General features: G+C 37.8%; 20 protein-coding genes. 15 read left to right on the forward strand and 5 right to left on the reverse strand.

The annotated features are described in order from the left end of the window. Positions 1-25: 25 nt before the first annotated feature. The 5 genes from LT090_RS03870 to LT090_RS03890 all read left to right on the forward strand — a co-directional run bounded on the left by LT090_RS03870 (position 26) and on the right by LT090_RS03890 (position 3995). Positions 26-703 (forward strand): peptidylprolyl isomerase, encoded by a 678-nt coding sequence (locus LT090_RS03870; protein ID WP_068546104.1) that lies wholly within the window; start codon positions 26-28, stop codon positions 701-703. A gap of 269 nt (positions 704-972) precedes the next feature. Continuing rightward, on the forward strand, positions 973-1638 hold the full coding sequence (locus LT090_RS03875; RefSeq protein ID WP_068546103.1) for a response regulator transcription factor: 666 nt from the start codon (positions 973-975) through the stop codon (positions 1636-1638). Further along, positions 1613-2869: an ATP-binding protein gene (locus tag LT090_RS03880; RefSeq protein ID WP_068546102.1), complete on the forward strand. Its 1257-nt coding sequence runs from the start codon at positions 1613-1615 to the stop codon at positions 2867-2869. The genes LT090_RS03875 and LT090_RS03880 overlap by 26 nt, the downstream gene beginning before the upstream one ends. 68 nt (positions 2870-2937) lie before the next feature. Then, complete coding sequence (locus tag LT090_RS03885; protein WP_068546101.1) at positions 2938-3564, forward strand: AcfA family outer membrane beta-barrel protein; 627 nt, start codon at positions 2938-2940, stop codon at positions 3562-3564. A 65-nt stretch (positions 3565-3629) separates the two neighbouring features. Next, positions 3630-3995, forward strand: coding sequence for a YgiW/YdeI family stress tolerance OB fold protein (locus tag LT090_RS03890; RefSeq protein WP_068546100.1), 366 nt, complete (start codon positions 3630-3632; stop codon positions 3993-3995). A gap of 198 nt (positions 3996-4193) precedes the next feature. On the opposite strand, the gene LT090_RS03895 is transcribed toward LT090_RS03890, so the two are convergent. From LT090_RS03895 to LT090_RS03910, 4 genes are all read right to left on the reverse strand, one after another. Next, positions 4194-4676, reverse strand: a complete 483-nt coding sequence (locus LT090_RS03895; RefSeq protein WP_068546099.1) for a hypothetical protein — start codon at positions 4674-4676, stop codon at positions 4194-4196. Between the two features lie 6 nt (positions 4677-4682). Then, positions 4683-5525, reverse strand: coding sequence for an RHS repeat domain-containing protein (locus LT090_RS03900; RefSeq protein ID WP_068546098.1), 843 nt, complete (start codon positions 5523-5525; stop codon positions 4683-4685). Positions 5526-5646: 121 nt separating this feature from the next. Next, complete coding sequence (locus LT090_RS03905) at positions 5647-6066, reverse strand: helix-turn-helix domain-containing protein (RefSeq protein WP_068546097.1); 420 nt, start codon at positions 6064-6066, stop codon at positions 5647-5649. Positions 6067-6076: 10 nt separating this feature from the next. Continuing rightward, complete coding sequence (locus LT090_RS03910) at positions 6077-6376, reverse strand: type II toxin-antitoxin system HigB family toxin (protein ID WP_068546096.1); 300 nt, start codon at positions 6374-6376, stop codon at positions 6077-6079. Positions 6377-6890: 514 nt separating this feature from the next. Here LT090_RS03910 and LT090_RS03915 point away from each other — a divergent pair. From LT090_RS03915 to rpoS, 10 genes are all read left to right on the forward strand, one after another. Continuing rightward, positions 6891-7532, forward strand: coding sequence for a hypothetical protein (locus LT090_RS03915; RefSeq protein ID WP_082897134.1), 642 nt, complete (start codon positions 6891-6893; stop codon positions 7530-7532). Positions 7533-7690: 158 nt separating this feature from the next. Then, complete coding sequence (gene ftsB / locus LT090_RS03920; protein WP_068546094.1) at positions 7691-7969, forward strand: cell division protein FtsB; 279 nt, start codon at positions 7691-7693, stop codon at positions 7967-7969. Positions 7970-7995: 26 nt separating this feature from the next. Continuing rightward, positions 7996-8694, forward strand: coding sequence for a 2-C-methyl-D-erythritol 4-phosphate cytidylyltransferase (gene ispD / locus LT090_RS03925; RefSeq protein ID WP_198360674.1), 699 nt, complete (start codon positions 7996-7998; stop codon positions 8692-8694). After that, entirely contained in the window at positions 8685-9173 is a 489-nt protein-coding gene (gene ispF / locus LT090_RS03930; protein WP_068546092.1) for a 2-C-methyl-D-erythritol 2,4-cyclodiphosphate synthase, read from the forward strand. The genes ispD and ispF overlap by 10 nt, the downstream gene beginning before the upstream one ends. Further along, on the forward strand, positions 9173-10291 hold the full coding sequence (truD, locus tag LT090_RS03935) for a tRNA pseudouridine(13) synthase TruD (RefSeq protein ID WP_226996521.1): 1119 nt from the start codon (positions 9173-9175) through the stop codon (positions 10289-10291). The genes ispF and truD overlap by 1 nt, the downstream gene beginning before the upstream one ends. 11 nt (positions 10292-10302) lie before the next feature. After that, a complete protein-coding gene (gene surE / locus LT090_RS03940) occupies positions 10303-11055 on the forward strand; it encodes a 5'/3'-nucleotidase SurE (RefSeq protein WP_068546163.1) in 753 nt (250 codons plus the stop codon). Further along, positions 11055-11705, forward strand: coding sequence for a protein-L-isoaspartate(D-aspartate) O-methyltransferase (locus tag LT090_RS03945; protein ID WP_198360676.1), 651 nt, complete (start codon positions 11055-11057; stop codon positions 11703-11705). The genes surE and LT090_RS03945 overlap by 1 nt, the downstream gene beginning before the upstream one ends. After that, positions 11702-12280 (forward strand): YqaA family protein, encoded by a 579-nt coding sequence (locus LT090_RS03950; RefSeq protein WP_068546091.1) that lies wholly within the window; start codon positions 11702-11704, stop codon positions 12278-12280. The genes LT090_RS03945 and LT090_RS03950 overlap by 4 nt, the downstream gene beginning before the upstream one ends. Before the next feature lie 145 nt (positions 12281-12425). Then, positions 12426-13172 carry a peptidoglycan DD-metalloendopeptidase family protein gene (locus LT090_RS03955; protein WP_226996522.1) on the forward strand — a complete coding sequence of 249 codons (747 nt, stop codon included), beginning with the start codon at positions 12426-12428 and terminating at the stop codon, positions 13170-13172. A 59-nt stretch (positions 13173-13231) separates the two neighbouring features. After that, positions 13232-14182 carry an RNA polymerase sigma factor RpoS gene (gene rpoS, locus LT090_RS03960; protein WP_082897133.1) on the forward strand — a complete coding sequence of 317 codons (951 nt, stop codon included), beginning with the start codon at positions 13232-13234 and terminating at the stop codon, positions 14180-14182. 83 nt (positions 14183-14265) lie between these two features. Here the strand turns inward: rpoS and mutS are convergent, their stop codons facing one another. Beyond that, positions 14266-16842 (reverse strand): DNA mismatch repair protein MutS, encoded by a 2577-nt coding sequence (gene mutS / locus LT090_RS03965; RefSeq protein WP_068546089.1) that lies wholly within the window; start codon positions 16840-16842, stop codon positions 14266-14268. Positions 16843-16939: the final 97 nt, after the last annotated feature.

Genomic DNA, 16939 nt, shown 5'->3' on the forward strand with positions numbered 1-16939 from the left:
TCTCCATCATTAAAAGAGTTTATTAATGAAACCATTTATTTTAAAAATTACTTATGTCTATGTTATTTGTGTACTAGCGTTGCTTATCGGCGTTGCGTTTGACAATGACCCTGCATCGAGTGCTTTGCAACAGCACATCGCGACATTAAAAATTGATAAATCTGAGCCTAATTGGAAAAGAAATTTAAGCTTACCACCAAAACTTAGCTTTGCAGAAAACAAAAGTTATTATTGGGAAATGGTGACCAACAAAGGTCCAATCGAGATTGAGTTGTTACCACAATATGCACCAATGCATGTTTCAAGTACGATGTTTCTAACTGAAATTGGATTTTATAATGATCTTAAATTCCACCGCGTTATGCCTGGTTTTATGATGCAAGGTGGTGATCCAATGGGGACTGGTCAATCGGGCCCAGGTTATCAATACGATGGTGAGTTTCATAAAGCAGCTCGTCACAACCAACCTGGCATTCTTTCAATGGCCAATCGCGGCCCAGGAACTGACGGGTCGCAATTTTTTATCACCTTTAAAGAAACCCGCTGGTTAGACAATAAGCACACCGTATTTGGTAAAGTTACTAATGGTTTTGAAACACTTTCTGCGATTGAAGCACAAGGTAGTCAATCAGGCAGAACTAAAGAAGAGTTAAAAATACTCACAGCTTCGATTGTCGTTAAAAATAAAGAGTCGAAGAAATAAAAGCTAGTTCTAGATAAAACTTAAAAAGCCTGCAAATTAATTTTTGCAGGCTTTTTTATAAGTATAAATATAGGCCTTGGGCAATTCTTAGGTTACTGCGTTAAGCAGCTAGGGTATAGAAAACGCTGTCTAATTACGTTTTTGAAAAGTTAAAATAACGATTTTTAAATCAATAAGTTATAGGGCTGTGTTTTTTACAATTGAAAACGCTAAAGTGCTAATTTTTTGCTAATATAAATAATATTGCTAAACGAAAAAGATAATATATTTTGGATGTTTTGATAGTTGAAGATAACTTTAATATTGCAGAGTCCATTGGCGACTACCTGCTATTGTATGATGTTATGGTTGATTTTGCCTATAATGGCGAATCTGCATTGGAGCTTGTCGCTGACAATAGTTATGACGTAATCGTTATGGATATTATGATGCCAAAACTTGATGGTATACGTACCGTTTCACACATCAGGCAAGTATTGCAATGCAATACTCCGATAATATTTCTTACTGCGAAAGATACAATTGAAGACAAGTTAACCGCATTTAAAAGTGGCGGTGACGATTATTTAGTAAAACCCTTTTCATTGGACGAATTGTATGTTCGATTGTTGGCACTATCTAGTCGAGGAGGGCGAACTGATATTGGTAAGCTTACCTATAAAGATTTAGAGTTCGATGTTCAAACCGGAGAGTTAACCAGAGACGGAAACCCGATAAAACTCTCAAATTTACAGCTAAAAATAGTATCGGAATTAATGCGATCAGCACCGAATATTGTTTCTAAGTCTAAACTATCATCGGCTGTTTGGGGAGATGACTCGCCGGATACTGACGCATTACGTAGTCATATGTATGTGATTCGTAATGCAATTGATAAGAAATTTACTGAAAATAGAGTAGAGACAGTTCATGGTAAAGGTTATCGAATCCAATAATATTATTAGCGCACCTAGTTTAGTTACAAAAATTAAACGCGGCTTTAGCTTCTTAGTGCTTATGGTAACTGTGTTTTTTATCGGGACCATGTACATAGTTGAAGATCAGTTAGAGGTTATAAGCTTACATCATAGTTTAGATTCTGCGGCCAAATTGTATAATCAACAATACGCTATGCTAGGGGAAAAAACGCCACTACCTAACCCATTAAAATACTCCACTTATTGGAGTGAACGCACAGTTCCTTCATGGCTAAATAAATATAAAGAGCAAGGTTTTTTTGAAGAGTTGAGAGGGACTGAAGATAAACACTTTATTGTTGAATTCCATCCGTCTGGAGACGGATTGTTATATGTGGTGTTTAAAGACGACGCCGACGACTATTTAGACCCATATGAAGACGCTTTACATATATTTACCATAACTGCTGGTGCTTTATTTATCGGTTTGACTATTTTATATAGCCTCTATTTTTCTCGAAGTATCAGTAGTGTATTAAATAATATTCAGGAGAAAGTAAAGCTAACATCAATGGAGCATCCAGACTTTGCTGTTAATAGTCGCTATTCTGAAACTCAAGATATAGAACAAACACTACTAAACACAAAGCATCATATTAATGATTACTTTATTAGAGAGAAAGATTTTAGTCGTTTTGCTTCGCATGAATTGCGAACTCCAATTATGGTTGTGCAAGGATCTTCAGATATATTGGCAAAGCTACATAACGAAAACCCTTTGGCAAAAAAAGCTGTTACTAGACTACAACAGGCTAGTAATGAAATGCGCCTACTTACGGACACTTTTTTATTACTCGGTAAAGAAGAAATAGAGAAAATACATTATCAGGAGTGTGAACTGACAGACATCATAGAGCTACAAATTGAAAATCTAAAGCCTGTATTTTTGTCTCAAAACGTCGGTGTAAATTTAAATATAGTGAACTCAGGAACAATTTATTCACCATTAAGTTTTGTTGTGATTGTAATCAATAATTTATTAAAAAATGCATTTAGTTATGCCAATGGCGATATTGAAATAACATTAGGTTTTCCTGAACTGACTATACGTAATAATCATGCTGGCCATGATATAGATAACGCTGGCTATGGAGTTGGCTTAGTGATTGTAGCTCGTATATGTGACGTTATGAACTGGAGTTTTTATAGCGAAAATAATCAAAATGATTACATTGCCAAGATAAACTTTAAAGAAATTAAAATTAAATAAAAGCTTTCACGAACACTTCACATTTGATTGTATAAGATGCTCCTCATTGAAACTAATGAGGACATAACATGAAAAAAATTATTCCATTTATCGCACTACTCTCGCCTGCTGCATTGGCAAATACATACATTGGTATTGAAGCTGGCACTGCAGACGTAAAAAGTGAAGAATCAATCACCTCTAAAGATGGTGCTATTGACATTACTCCAGAAGGTTCAGATACCGTAATTGGTGGTTTTATCGGTTATAAGTTTGAAAACAATTGGGCTGTAGAGTTTTCTTACAGTCAATTTTCAAGCGAGGACTCTATTACAAACAAAGAACTTAACCAAGGCATCGTTGTTGAACAAGAACTCGACGCAGAATTTGATGCCAATCAATTTGCGCTAAAACCAGTTTATTTTTACCCCCTAAGCGAAAATCTTACCTTAAAAGCAAGTTTAGGAATTACTTATACCCAGTATGAATTTTCTAGTTCATACGAAATAGAGTACGACTCAGTACTTGACGTTATGGATATTGATATCCCTGTAGCTAAAAGCAGCAATGACGATGATGCATTTGGCGGAATCGTTAGTGTCGGTCTGGAATATAACGTATGGGACAACTTAAATCTTGGTGCAAACGTTAAATATCAACAAGATTCGATAGCTAGCAATACACAATTTAACATCAGCGCATCGTATTACTTTTAATCAACACATACTTTAATTTTATTGGCATTAAATAGCCTGAACTCAAAACCTTTAAGGATTACATCATGAACAAATCAATTTTTACAATAGCTTTATTGGCACTTAGCACATCAGCATGTGCCGCAACTGACACTGCAAAGAGAGGTGGTTTCACAGGACCTAGCGATATGGTTATCACGCCTGTTGCGGAAGCAATAGTAGCCGATGACGATACATTCGTTACAATGAAAGGGTATATTAGCAAAGCGATTGGTAATGAAAAGTATCTATTTAAAGATAAAACAGGAACGGCTGTTATTGAAATAGATGACAAAGATTGGCGCGGTGTTGAAGTCTCAGAAAATGATTTAGTCATTATTTCTGGTGAAGTGGATACCAGCTTTAATGAGCCAGTTGAAATAGACGTAGATAGCATACAGTTAGCCAAGTAACATGCTCGTTAACCGATACTTAAAAAGCTCTATGAGTGACCAATTAACGGGGCTTTTTAGGTATCTTGAATTTAGAAGTTTTCTTAACTATGGATCGTAGATTCTGCCGTTCATATGAATCTAAGTAGGCGGATTTCAATTCGCCCACTTAGTTATAATTCCAATTTAATTTTTACTTTCCATAAATCATTTCACAACTTAACTAGTTATAAAAGTGATCGCACTTTCTATAACTCCCCATTTGCCAATCCAAATAAAGTACACCCCAATTACTGCAATTATTAAAGCGACTAATATTGTGATATAGTTAACAATAGTTAGTTCATTTCTATCCGAAATTTTCGTAATAGGCCATTTATCATCCATTATTAGTGTAAGGAGTAAGTGTGGACCTAGGAATAAACATATCCCGGAAAGTTTAGTGTAAATATTACCGCTAATATTAACTTCTAAAATAATAACTAATGCGCAAACCCAAAGCATTGAAAAATCTGTTTCTGATGAGAAATCATTACCTTTAATGGAAGTGCTTAAATAATAAAACACAGTCATTACTCCCAAGCTTATTAGAGTTGTTACAACTAAGGCTTGATCCAAATTTTTTGTCAGTACAATTGCAAGGCTAAAGCTTAATGCAATTAATCCTGTTATCCCTAAATAGTTATTAAAAGTGATTTTCATTTAAAATTAGTCTATAGCTTTCTTTATGAGCGCTACAATCTTTCCTCTTTTGTTAAGCATGTAAATAACTCTTAATCCATTTGATTTTAGATTTCTTTGTTCAATATTGTGGTTATCTAATTTTTTTAATGCTGATTGATTGGCAAGTTCAATACCGATCATACCTAATTCCAATATTAAAAACTTTACCATAGGTGAAGCACTAGCGTACGCACTAGCTGCTGCTGCTCCTTTCGCAACAAGAGGAGTAGCAAGAAAAGGAGTAGCCGCAACAGCTCCAGTTAATGAAAACCCTTCCATTTGCCCACTTTGAATGGAGTCTCGAAGTTGCCTTTGCCCTTCCATTAACTCATACCATTTAGTTCCGGCATCAAGACGACAAGCGTAGCTGCATACTATGCTGGCGCTTGTTAAAACTCCATCATCAAATTTCAGGGCATGGTATTCAGCTCTTGCCCCATCATCCTCACTCTCTAAATATTTAGCTGCCTCAGAATCATTCAAAGCCTTTACTGTAGCTGCGTTCTGTTTTGTTATTTGTTCGTTAAAAGATAAGCCTGATGCCCCAAGTGAACTAATGCCGCTACCGTTTGAAACATTTGGCAGATCATTCCAGTTACTTGCCCCTTCTATACGAACCCATTCACCATCAACTTGCTTGTAGACATTTCCATCTCCGTCTTTCCCTAAAACAGGTTCTGATTCATATCCTGTAGGATCAATTCCCATAATGGGATTATTCATAATGTAAGAATAACCATTAATCGATTGCGTATTCGTTGGTGATTGAATAAACGGATCAACACTCATGAAACGGCCAAGGTTTGGATCGTAGATTCTGCCGTTCATATGAATTAACACTCTTTAATCAAGCTAACTACTTGGTTTTTAAAGAACTTTAATAGATTATAAAATAACATAGATTGTGGTTTGATCAAATCACAATCTATTTAAAAGGGAGGAACAGAACTTAAATAAAGACTTGTGGAGCAACATTAAATCGTTTTGATAAGGCCCTAATGTGCTCTAAGGATAGTTTCCTTTTACCATTTAAAATCATAGAAACCATACTTTTCCCACCAATTTCTTCTTTAAAATCTGTGGTATTTAAGCCATGCTGCTCTATTAATACTCTTAAAACAGAAAGCCCATTATCAAGCTTTTCTATTTCATGGTTGAATAATTTAAATTCATTTGAATTTTCTTCCCATTCATTAATGGCTAAAGAAAGTAAATCAATTAAAGGTTTTTGGTCATCATAATCATCAATTAATTCATCCATAAGTTCTAAGGCAGCATTATATTCAGATTCATTTTCAATGTGAGTAAGAAAACTAACACTATCAAATAAAATCTTAGCTTGATGCTTTAATTGCGCTGTATTTAACATATCTATACTCCTATGAATATTTCTTACAAAATTTGTCGTAATCTGCATGTGTAAAAATGTGCTTTATGTACATGCGTTGATCTCTAAACTCAATAAAAGCAATTAATCTTAAATTGTTTCCACCAATATCTATCACATACCATTTGTCGACATATTTGAAATTATCTAATGAAGAGAATATCTGCTTTAACTGTTCTGGTGTTTTAAATTCATTTTTCTTTAACGCATTATAAGTATCAAGTAGTGCTTTAGCGTCATTCGGATACTTTTTTATTGCATCGTTAAAAGGCTTTCTAGATATTATGTGCATTAGTATTTCTTTATAGTTCACAATGTGTGAACTATAACATTCATATTCAATGTTTGCAATTTGTGAACTGAAACGCATTAATAATATTCTCAATTAATATCTTAAATTTGACATTAATATTTATTAAGACTTTAATGGTGAATATAAAGTTCTTTAAAATTCATTAATTTACATGATTTAAATAATATTAAGTTATATGAATAGTCGAATTTACGATCCTGTCTCAGATTGAATCTTTCAGATAGGCCGCATGAACCTTCACTATAAGTAAGAAAATCTATAATCGTATTTTTAAGTATCAAAACAATGCTATTAGCCAAGCTGCTACCTCATATTAAATAAGGCACTATTGCAATAAAGTCGGCAATTTAAAAATTGAAACTCAAGCTCATGACAACAATTGCATTGTAATTAACCTTCATTTGCTCACAAAACTACCAAGCTGGTTAAAAATTATATAAACTTAGCAATATTAGTTATTAATCAATAAGCTAGATTGGTCGTATTGAGCCTTATGGAACAAGATTTATTATCTCAACATACATTACATTCGCCGCAGTTCTCTGAACTGTGTAATGCTTTGTATGAGCGAGAATTAAATATATTGGCCAATGCGGAATTCAATTCTGCAGCGCAAGTGCAAGCGCGCCTTAAAAGTCTCGCTCACTACATCAAGCGCACTGCTGGTTCAATGTTAGCGGTCGACTCGCCACTATTGTTAGATTTGCAAAATGCCAGTTGGTCGCAAAAGCAAGCCAAACAATTGCCGGTTAAAGAACAAGATGTTGAATCCGTGCGTCAATGGTATTTGAACAACGATTTGGCATTGGGATTGGTCGTTCCAGTTGTGGTTCACGAAAACCAAACTCAGCGTATAATTATCGACTGTATCGATAGAGTAGATAATGAGAACAAACGTTTTCGCAGCAATTATTGTGGCTGGTTTGAACTTAGTCACGAAAACCTGCATAAAGATGAAAGCTTTGCGTTATTGAAACCTACCAAAAAAGTTCTCGCCGCCGCATGCAGTGGTCATCAATGGCAGGGCAATGGTGAGCGTAGAACATCACCTTCAACGCTATCTCTTAGAGAGCTGTTATTGTCATGCCAAATCAATTGGCGAAATATGAAAATGCCAATCTCGTTAAAACGCTAGAATATCTTCTCTGAACTGACTTAAGTCCTTTATTTTTACTTTAAACCCTATTTAGCGGTTATTTTTCTGTTAATTCGTGCGCAATTTTATAATTAATGATGGACTTGCAGATCGTGGTATTTATAATGTTAATACTATTTTAATAATAAAAATCCATTATGCGAATAATCACCGCAGCGCTGTTTATCTTTCTATTGCTCTTGCAATACCGACTTTGGTTCGGCAAAAACAGTGTGTCTGATTATTTAGAATTACAAGAAAGTGTTGCCCATCAAATTGCCCAAAATGAAAAACTAAATCAACGAAACAAACTTATCTATGCTGACATAGATGATTTAAAAAATGGTTTAGAAGCAATTGAAGAGCGAGCTCGCAATGAACTAGGGATGATCAAAGATGGTGAAACCTTTTTCCGGGTTATTAACACCGACCAATAATGATTTGAGAATGGATTTAAATTAACGTGAATCAAACAGCATTTACTCTTGTAGTTCCCTGTGCAGGTAGTGGCAAACGCATGCAAAGCGATATCGCCAAGCAGTATTTAACCATTAACAATAAGCGCATTATTGAGCACACATTAACGCGACTACTTTCCCATCCTCAAATAGAAAAAGTCATTGTCGTATTAAGTGCCGATGATGACATCTTTCATTCATTAGACATTGCTGCAGATCAGCGAGTTTTTACTGTTATTGGTGGTGCCGAGCGCAGCGACTCGGTTTTTGCAGGCATAAATCAGGTTGCTGATAACGATTGGGTATTGGTACACGACGCTGCAAGACCTTGCGTAAGTCATGCTGATATCAGTAATTTAATTGGCCACTGCACATCAACTGGAGTCGGCGCTATTTTGGCAACTCCGGTTAAAGATACGATGAAGCGCAGTAATGATAATTTGGAAATTTTGCATACAACTGAACGCAATAACTTATGGCATGCACAAACGCCACAAATGTATTTATGTGGTCAGTTAAAATCGGCAATGCAACAAGCGAGCGAACAAGGTGTCGCAATTACCGACGAATCTTCAGCAATTGAAAGCGCTGGTATCGAAAGTCATATTGTTAGTGGTAGAGAAGACAATATAAAGATCACTCGACCTGGCGATTTAAATTTAGCGGCATTTATATTATCCGAGCAGGAGGGCACATGCGTATAGGTCATGGTTTTGATGTGCATAAATTTGGCGGCGACGGTCCGGTAGTTTTATGTGGCGTAGAGATTGATTACGAGCAAGGGTTTGTTGCTCATTCTGACGGCGATGTCGCGATTCATGCATTATGTGACTCAATTTTGGGCGCACTAGCATTAGGGGATATTGGCAATCATTTCCCGGATACCGATAGCGATTATGAAAACATTTCGAGCCGTATATTGCTCCGTCATGTGGTTTCGTTAATGCATGAAAGAAACTATAAAGTTGGCAATGTAGACATTACGATTGCTGCGCAAGCGCCAAAGATTGCGCCACACTTATTGGCGATGCGTAACGTATTAGCCGAAGACCTAAATACAGATATCGATAATGTTAATGTAAAAGCAACGACGACCGAAAAGCTTGGTTATGTTGGTCGAAAAGAAGGCGTTTCAGTCCACGCTGTTGCTTTGCTCAAAGAAAGCTCGCAGGATTGTTGTTAATGTCTGAGCAAGTTGATAACGCCAAAAATGATATGGACAGTGATAGTGCTAAAGAAAACGCCATTGCTCCGTTATCGTATCTTTTTGGACAACCAAGCTCCACTGGTGACATAAGAACATCCGCTGATGATTTTAAAGTTTTTGAATTATTACCGTTTGAGCCGTGTGGTGAAGGCGAGCATTTAATTATTCATATTGAAAAAACTGGCGCCAATACCGTATTTGTTGCTCGCGAGCTGGCGAAATATTTCAAGGTAAAAGAACGACTGGTTTCCTATGCCGGTTTAAAAGATAGAAATGCTGTAACCCAGCAATATTTTGGTGTACACCTGCCAGGTAAAGCTGAATATGATTTGTCCGATCTAAACATCGACGGGGTAACAGTATTATCGTACCAGCGCCACAATAAAAAACTTAAAACAGGCGCGTTAATTGGTAATCGTTTTGAACTGACTATTAGAAATGTATCTGACGCTTCTGAAGTAGAGCAGCGTTGGCAAAAAGTACAACAGCACGGCGTACCGAATTATTTCGGCGAACAGCGCTTTGGTATTAACGGTAATAACTTAACGCTTGCCAAACAAATGTTTGCAGGAAAACGTGTTAACGATAAGAAAAAGCGTGGGTTTTATTTATCAGCCACTCGCTCTTTTATCTTTAATCAGTTTGTATCAACTCGAATTGCTAATAATACATTTGATACGCCGTTCAACGGTGATGTGTTTACTTTAGGTAGTAGTCGTTCAATTTTTTGTGAAACCAAAATTGATGATCTGATTTTAACGCGATTAAAAGACCAAGAAATTAATATCAGTGCGCCTTTATGGGGAGCAGGGGAGTTAAAGTCAGAGCTGCAAGCAAACGAATTCGAAACAAAGTTTGCTGAGCAGTATGCGGAACAATGCCGCGGACTCATTAAGTTTGGCTTAAAACAAGAGCGTCGCAGCATGCGTTTAAACCTTTCAAATGGCAGCCTTTCTCATGGTGCAGACGATAGCGATGACAATACCTTAGTATTGTCATTCTTTTTACCTGCAGGATGCTTTGCAACCACAGTTTTACGCGAATTGTTGCAATATCAAGATGTTTCACAGCGCGTAAACGTTGAACATAAGTGATCTAAATTATGATGAAGATATTGGTCAGTAACGATGACGGCGTAAATGCTTTAGGCATAAAAATACTTAATGATGAACTCAGTATTTTTGCCGATACATTAGTGGTTGCTCCAGACCGAAATTGCAGTGGTGCAAGTAACTCTTTAACGTTATTAAACCCGTTAAGAGCGGATACCTTAGATAACGGTTTTGTCTCGGTTAATGGTACGCCAACAGATTCGGTTCATTTAGGTATTAGTCAATTATTTGATGGCCAACCAGATTTAGTGGTCGCTGGTGTTAATAATGGTGCGAACTTGGGGGATGATGTGTTGTACTCTGGTACCGTTGCAGCAGCCACTGAAGGACGACATATGGGAATGCCGGCAATAGCGGTGTCTATTTGTGGTAAAAGTGAAGCCAATTATCAGACTGCTGCAATTGTTACCGCTCGTATTATTAAGCGATTAAAAGCGCACCCGTTACCGAGCGATCAAATTCTTAATATCAATGTACCGGATGTTCCTTTGGCGCAATTAAAAGGAATCAAAGTGACGCGTTTAGGGCATCGCCATAAAGCAGAAACAATGAAAAAGATGCGAGACCCTTGGAACAGAGATATATATTGGTACGGTACTTTAGGTAGCGAATTAGATTGTGGGCCAGGTACAGATTTTCATGCAATCAGTGAAGGTTATGCGTCGGTTACACCAATTACAATAGACATGACTGCCTATAAAAGTATGCAGCAAATGACAGAATGGATGAGTGAAGTAGAAATATGATGGTACAACGTATGGCAGGCAAATCACAGCGAAGTGGTACTTTGCTAGCGCAACAATTGCAAGTGGCTGGGATCAAAGATACACGAGTATTGCAAGCGATTGCCAATAGTCCTAGACACATTTTCATTCCGGAAATACTGGCACACAAAGCATACGACAATACCGCGTTGCCGATTGGTCAAGGGCAAACTATTTCACAACCTTATATCGTTGCCAAAATGACGGAATTGATTCTGCAACAAGGCGTGAATGACAATGTTCTAGAAATAGGCACAGGTTCAGGCTATCAAACGTCGATTTTGGCACAGCTGTTTACTAAGGTTTATTCGGTAGAACGAATTAAATCGTTACAGTGGCAAGCGAAACGTAAGCTACAAAAGATAGACTTTCATAATGTCTCAATGAAACATGGTGATGGTTGGAAAGGTTGGGCAAATAAAGGACCATATAAGGCAATTATTGTTACTGCTGCTGCCAGTGAAGTACCACAGCAGTTGTTAGAGCAATTAACTGATGGTGGGCGTTTAATCATACCGGTCGGTAATGAATCACAAGTGTTAAAGCTAATCACCCGAGATGGTGAGCAGTTTATTAGTCAACAAATCGAAGCGGTTCGGTTTGTGCCACTTGTACCAGGTGACCTACTGTGAAGATTTTTACTAAACTCTACGACTGGACATTACGTTGGGCTGAGCATCGTTTAGCGCCAGCGGTCTTAGCGGTGTTAACGTTTGCCGAATCGGTGTTCTTTCCAATCCCGCCAGACGTATTATTAGCACCTATGGTGCTATCAAAGCCTGAGAAAGCTTGGAGATATGCCACACTTACGACGATTTCATCTGTTTTTGGTGGTGTAGTTGGTTATTTATTAGGTTATCTAATGTTTGAACCGCTGATTGAGCCTGTTTTAATTGAATTTAACTACATGGATAAATTTGAAAATGCCATGGCTTGGTTTGAAGAATACGGTGTTTGGGTGGTGTTTTTAGCGGGATTTTCACCTATTCCATATAAAGTATTTACGTTGAGTGCCGGCTTTATGCAGATGCTATTTTTGCCATTTTTGATAGCCTCTGCAGTTGGTCGTGGTATGCGCTTCTTTTTAGTCGCAGGACTGATTAAGTTTGGCGGCCCGAAAATGGAAGCTAAATTGCGTAATAGTATTGACGTTATCGGTTGGTCAGTCGTGATCCTTGCGGTTATTGCTTATCTTGTATTTAGTTAATTCTATAATTATTTAAAACCTATTTAAAACTATATTATCAATGAGTTACATAACCAACATTAGGTCCCATTTTTTGCCAGTAATAATTCTTATATTGTTATTGCTGGTAATTTCTGCCTGTTCGCAACGAACAAGGCCTGCGCCAGTGGTTAGTTTAAGTGGTTCTGTTCCTACAAAAGTTGAAACTAAAAATACCCTTACAGCCGATAGTTACACCGTAAAAAAAGGTGAAACTTTATATTCTATCGCCTGGCGTGCAGGTAAAGATGTTAGGACACTAGCCAATATTAATAATATCTCTGCCCCTTACAATATCTATCCTGGGCAAATAATATCATTAACTGCTAAAACAAGCAGTACAAAAGGCCCGACCAGTGATAAGGGCAAAAATAAAACTAAAAATGTTAATAAAGAGCTAAAAAGTGACTACAAAAATGTTGCAAATGATAAATCTGGGGAGTATGGTGGAGACAGTGGCGGAAAATTCACCAAGGTAAAGGTGCCTTCTCTGACACAAAAAGTGAAAAATTGGGTGTGGCCTGTAAATGGTCGAATTATATCGAGTTTTTCCAATTCTGCACAGGGTAACAAGGGCGTGGATATCGCCGGTGAGCTGAATCAGCCAGTGAAAGCTGCTGCTGAAGGCCTTGTAGTCTATGCAGGTAACGCATTACGCGGTTATGGCAATCTAATAATAATAAAGCACAATGATGACTATCTAAGTGCATATGCGCATAATGAAACCTTGCTTGTTAAAGAGCAAGAATCGGTGAAAACCGGTCAGGTAATCGCGAAAATGGGCAACACGGGCACGGATAAAACCATGTTGCATTTTGAAATCCGTTTTAGGGGCAAATCGGTCGATCCAACAAGGTATCTTCCGAAAAAATAAGAGGCTAGAAAGTGACAGTTTAAGTGAATAATAAACCATGAAGTTATTGGGAGATTACAATGGTAAAAGTGAAGGAAGTTGCAACAAAAGCAAAGGCAGCGCCAAAAGCAAAAGCGGCACCTAAAGCAAAAGCAACAAAAAAAGATGAAAAACTTGCAACAGAAGAAACATCATCTAACTTAGATGCAACTCAAATGTATTTAAGTGAGATTGGGTTCTCACCATTATTAAGCGCAGAAGAAGAAGTATATTTTTCTCGCAAATCATTAAAAGGTTGTGAAAAGTCACGAGCCCGAATGATTGAAAGTAACCTCCGACTCGTAGTTAAGATTGCACGAAGATACAATAATCGCGGTTTACCATTATTAGACTTAATCGAAGAAGGCAACTTAGGCCTGATCCGCGCCGTCGAAAAATTTGACCCTGAAAGAGGCTTCCGCTTCTCTACTTATGCTACTTGGTGGATACGCCAAACCATTGAACGTGCGATAATGAATCAAACCCGCACTATTCGTTTACCTATTCATGTCGTAAAAGAGCTTAACGTCTATTTACGTGCTGCTCGTGAACTTATTCAAAAGCTTGATCATGAACCAACAGCTGAAGAAATTGCTGAAAAATTAGATGTGCCTGTTGCTGACGTAAGTAAAATGCTTAAGCTAAACGAGCGCATAACATCGGTTGATACACCATTTGGTGGTGAATCAGATAAAGCACTGTTAGATGTGATTGCTGACGAGAAAAGTCAAGGTCCAGAATCAGATCTGCAGGATGATGATATCAAACAAAGCATTGTTCACTGGTTAAATGAACTTAACTCGAAACAACGTGAAGTGTTAGCGAGACGTTTTGGTCTTCTTGGTTATGAACCTGCGACATTAGAAGATGTTGGTCATGAAATTGGTTTAACTCGAGAGCGTGTAAGACAGATTCAAGTTGAAGCGTTAAAACGTTTGCGTGATATTTTGTCTGCACAAGACTTATCGATTGAAGCGCTATTCCAAGCATAAATCCTAATAGCAATAAAAAACCAGCTTTTTAAAGCTGGTTTTTTTTGTGTTGTGAAAACGTTATTTTGAAAACTACCTTGAAACTATAGTTTCGCCTTTAATTCAAATAACAAATCCATCGCTTCTCTTGGCGTTATATCATCTATATTTATCGCTTTTAAATCATTTACCACTGGGTGCTCTTGAGCGATTAAATCAGGCTGTAATTGCTGTGGCGTAGAAACAATGGTTGCAGTTTGTTGAGATTCTAATTCCGCTAAGCGTTGTTTGGCGCGATTAATAACCGCTTTTGGTACCCCTGCAAGTTGCGCAACCTGTAAACCAAAACTTTTACTTGCGGCGCCTTCTTGTACAGCGTGCATAAAGACAATTGAATCGTTATGTTCAATCGCATCTAAATGAATGTTGGCAAGGCCTTCCATTTGCGTGGCGAGCTCAGTTAATTCAAAGTAATGACTGGCAAATAAAGTAAAGGCATTTGAGTTCACCGCTAAGTACTCAGCACAAGCCCAGGCTAATGATAGACCATCATAGGTACTGGTACCTCGACCGATTTCATCAAGTAATACCAAAGACTTATCTGTGGCATTATGCAAAATATTGGCTGTTTCGGTCATTTCCACCATAAACGTTGAGCGACCACTTGCCAAATCATCGGAAGCGCCGATTCGGGTAAATATACGATCAACGATGCCTATCTCGGCGCGCTCTGCCGGTACAAAACTACCAACATGGGCTAATAGCGTGATCAATGCCGTTTGACGCATGTAAGTTGATTTACCGCCCATATTAGGCCCTGTTATGATCAACATACGACGATGGTCTGACAATTCTACCGGATTTGCAATAAATGCTTCTTTACTAACGAATTCAACAACCGGATGTCGACCGGCATCTATATGAATACCTGGGTTGTCAGTAAGAGTTGGTTTTTGATAGTTTAAACTTATTGCTCTCTCAGCAAAGGTATTTAATACATCGAGCGTTGATATCGCATCACTTAAGTTTTGCAGTTGTTCTATATACGGCGCGGTCAATTGAAATAGCTCTTCATATAAGCGTTTTTCTAAAGCTAAAAACTTAGACTGAGCCGATAGCACTTTTTCTTCATGTTGTTTAAGTTCATCAGTAATAAAACGTTCGTTGTTTTTCAATGTCTGACGACGAATGTATTCATCAGGCGCCTGTGAAGATTGAGCACGACTGATCTCAATGAAGAAGCCATGCACCTTATTGTATCCCACCTTTAATGTTGGAATACCAGTGCGCTCGCGCTCACGAACTTCTAATTCACTTAAAAAGTTTGTTGCGCCTTGGCTAAGGTTTCGAAGTTCATCTAACTCACTGTTATAGCCTTCTTTTATAACACCACCATCGCGTATCAATACCGGTGGATTTTCGATTACCGCATCAAATAGTAATTTTTCTAACGAATCAATTGGTGCCGCCAATTTGGCCAATTGCTGCAAATAACTTTGTTTACTTACACCAAGTAATTGTTTTACTTCTGGCAAAATACCGAGCGCATTTCTCAATCTTGCGAAGTCTCTTGGACGAGCACTACCAAGTGCAATACGGGCAATAATTCGTTCGATATCACCAATGTTCTTGATACTGTCGAACAAATCGGTGTATAAGTCTTCGTCAATAATACCGCTGATAGCTTGTTGTCGATTCTCTAAGGTTTCAATGTCTCTAAGTGGAAAATGCAGCCAACGCTTTAACAGTCGAGAGCCCATCGCCGATGCGGATTTATCTAATACCGCAGCTAAGGTATTTTCTATGCCACCGGAAAGGTTTTGAGTTAATTCTAAATTCTTTCGCGTTGCAGAATCTAAAATTACACCTTGAGCATAAGCTTGCGCTTTTATGTCTCGAATGTGTGGTAGGGCGGTTCGTTGAGTATCTTTTACATATTGTAAAAGACAACCTGCAGCTTGCAGAGCATACGGGTAATCATCAACGCCAAAGCCTGATAATTCCTTGGTATTGAATTGCTGATTTAGAACTTTAAAACTGGTGTCTAAGTCAAATTCCCAATCTGGGCGACGGCGACTGCCTTTGTATACTTGCACTATATCCAAGTGTTCAAAAGACTCTGGATATAATAACTCTGCTGGTGAAAGTCGCTGTAACTCGGCCTGTAACTGTTCTAATGTTTCAGGCTGGCAAATTACAAAGCGACCACTACTCATATCTAAATAGCTAATGCCAAATTTTTGCTGCTCAAGTTTAGCTATAGATGCAAATACCGAAACTAATAAGTTATCTTGTTTATCTTCTAACAAAGCCTCATCTGAAATAGTACCAGGGGTAACAACACGGACTACTTTTCGCTCGACTGGACCCTTGCTGGTTGCCGGGTCGCCAATTTGCTCGCAAATAGCAACCGATTCGCCAAGCTTCACTAGCTTAGCTAAATAATTTTCTACTGCATGATAGGGTACACCGGCCATTGGAATTGCGTTACCACCGGTTTTTCCGCGGGCAGTTAAAGATATATCAAGAAGCTCTGATGCTTTTTTTGCATCATCGAAAAATAGTTCGTAAAAATCACCCATGCGATAAAACATCAAAATTGTTGGAAATTCTGCTTTGATTTTTAAATATTGGCGCATCATCGGTGTGTGATTGCTATTGGTAAAAAGGTCGTCTGTCATTGATTAGCTTTTGTATTTATTAACGTTTTTAAAAACATGAAAATTATTATTGTGATATCAGTCAGGAAAGTTGAAAATAGCCGTTATTAACCCGGTA

Origin of the sequence: Thalassotalea crassostreae, assembly GCF_001831495.1 — a bacterium.
Taxonomy (GTDB): Bacteria; Pseudomonadota; Gammaproteobacteria; order Enterobacterales; family Alteromonadaceae; genus Thalassotalea_A; species Thalassotalea_A crassostreae.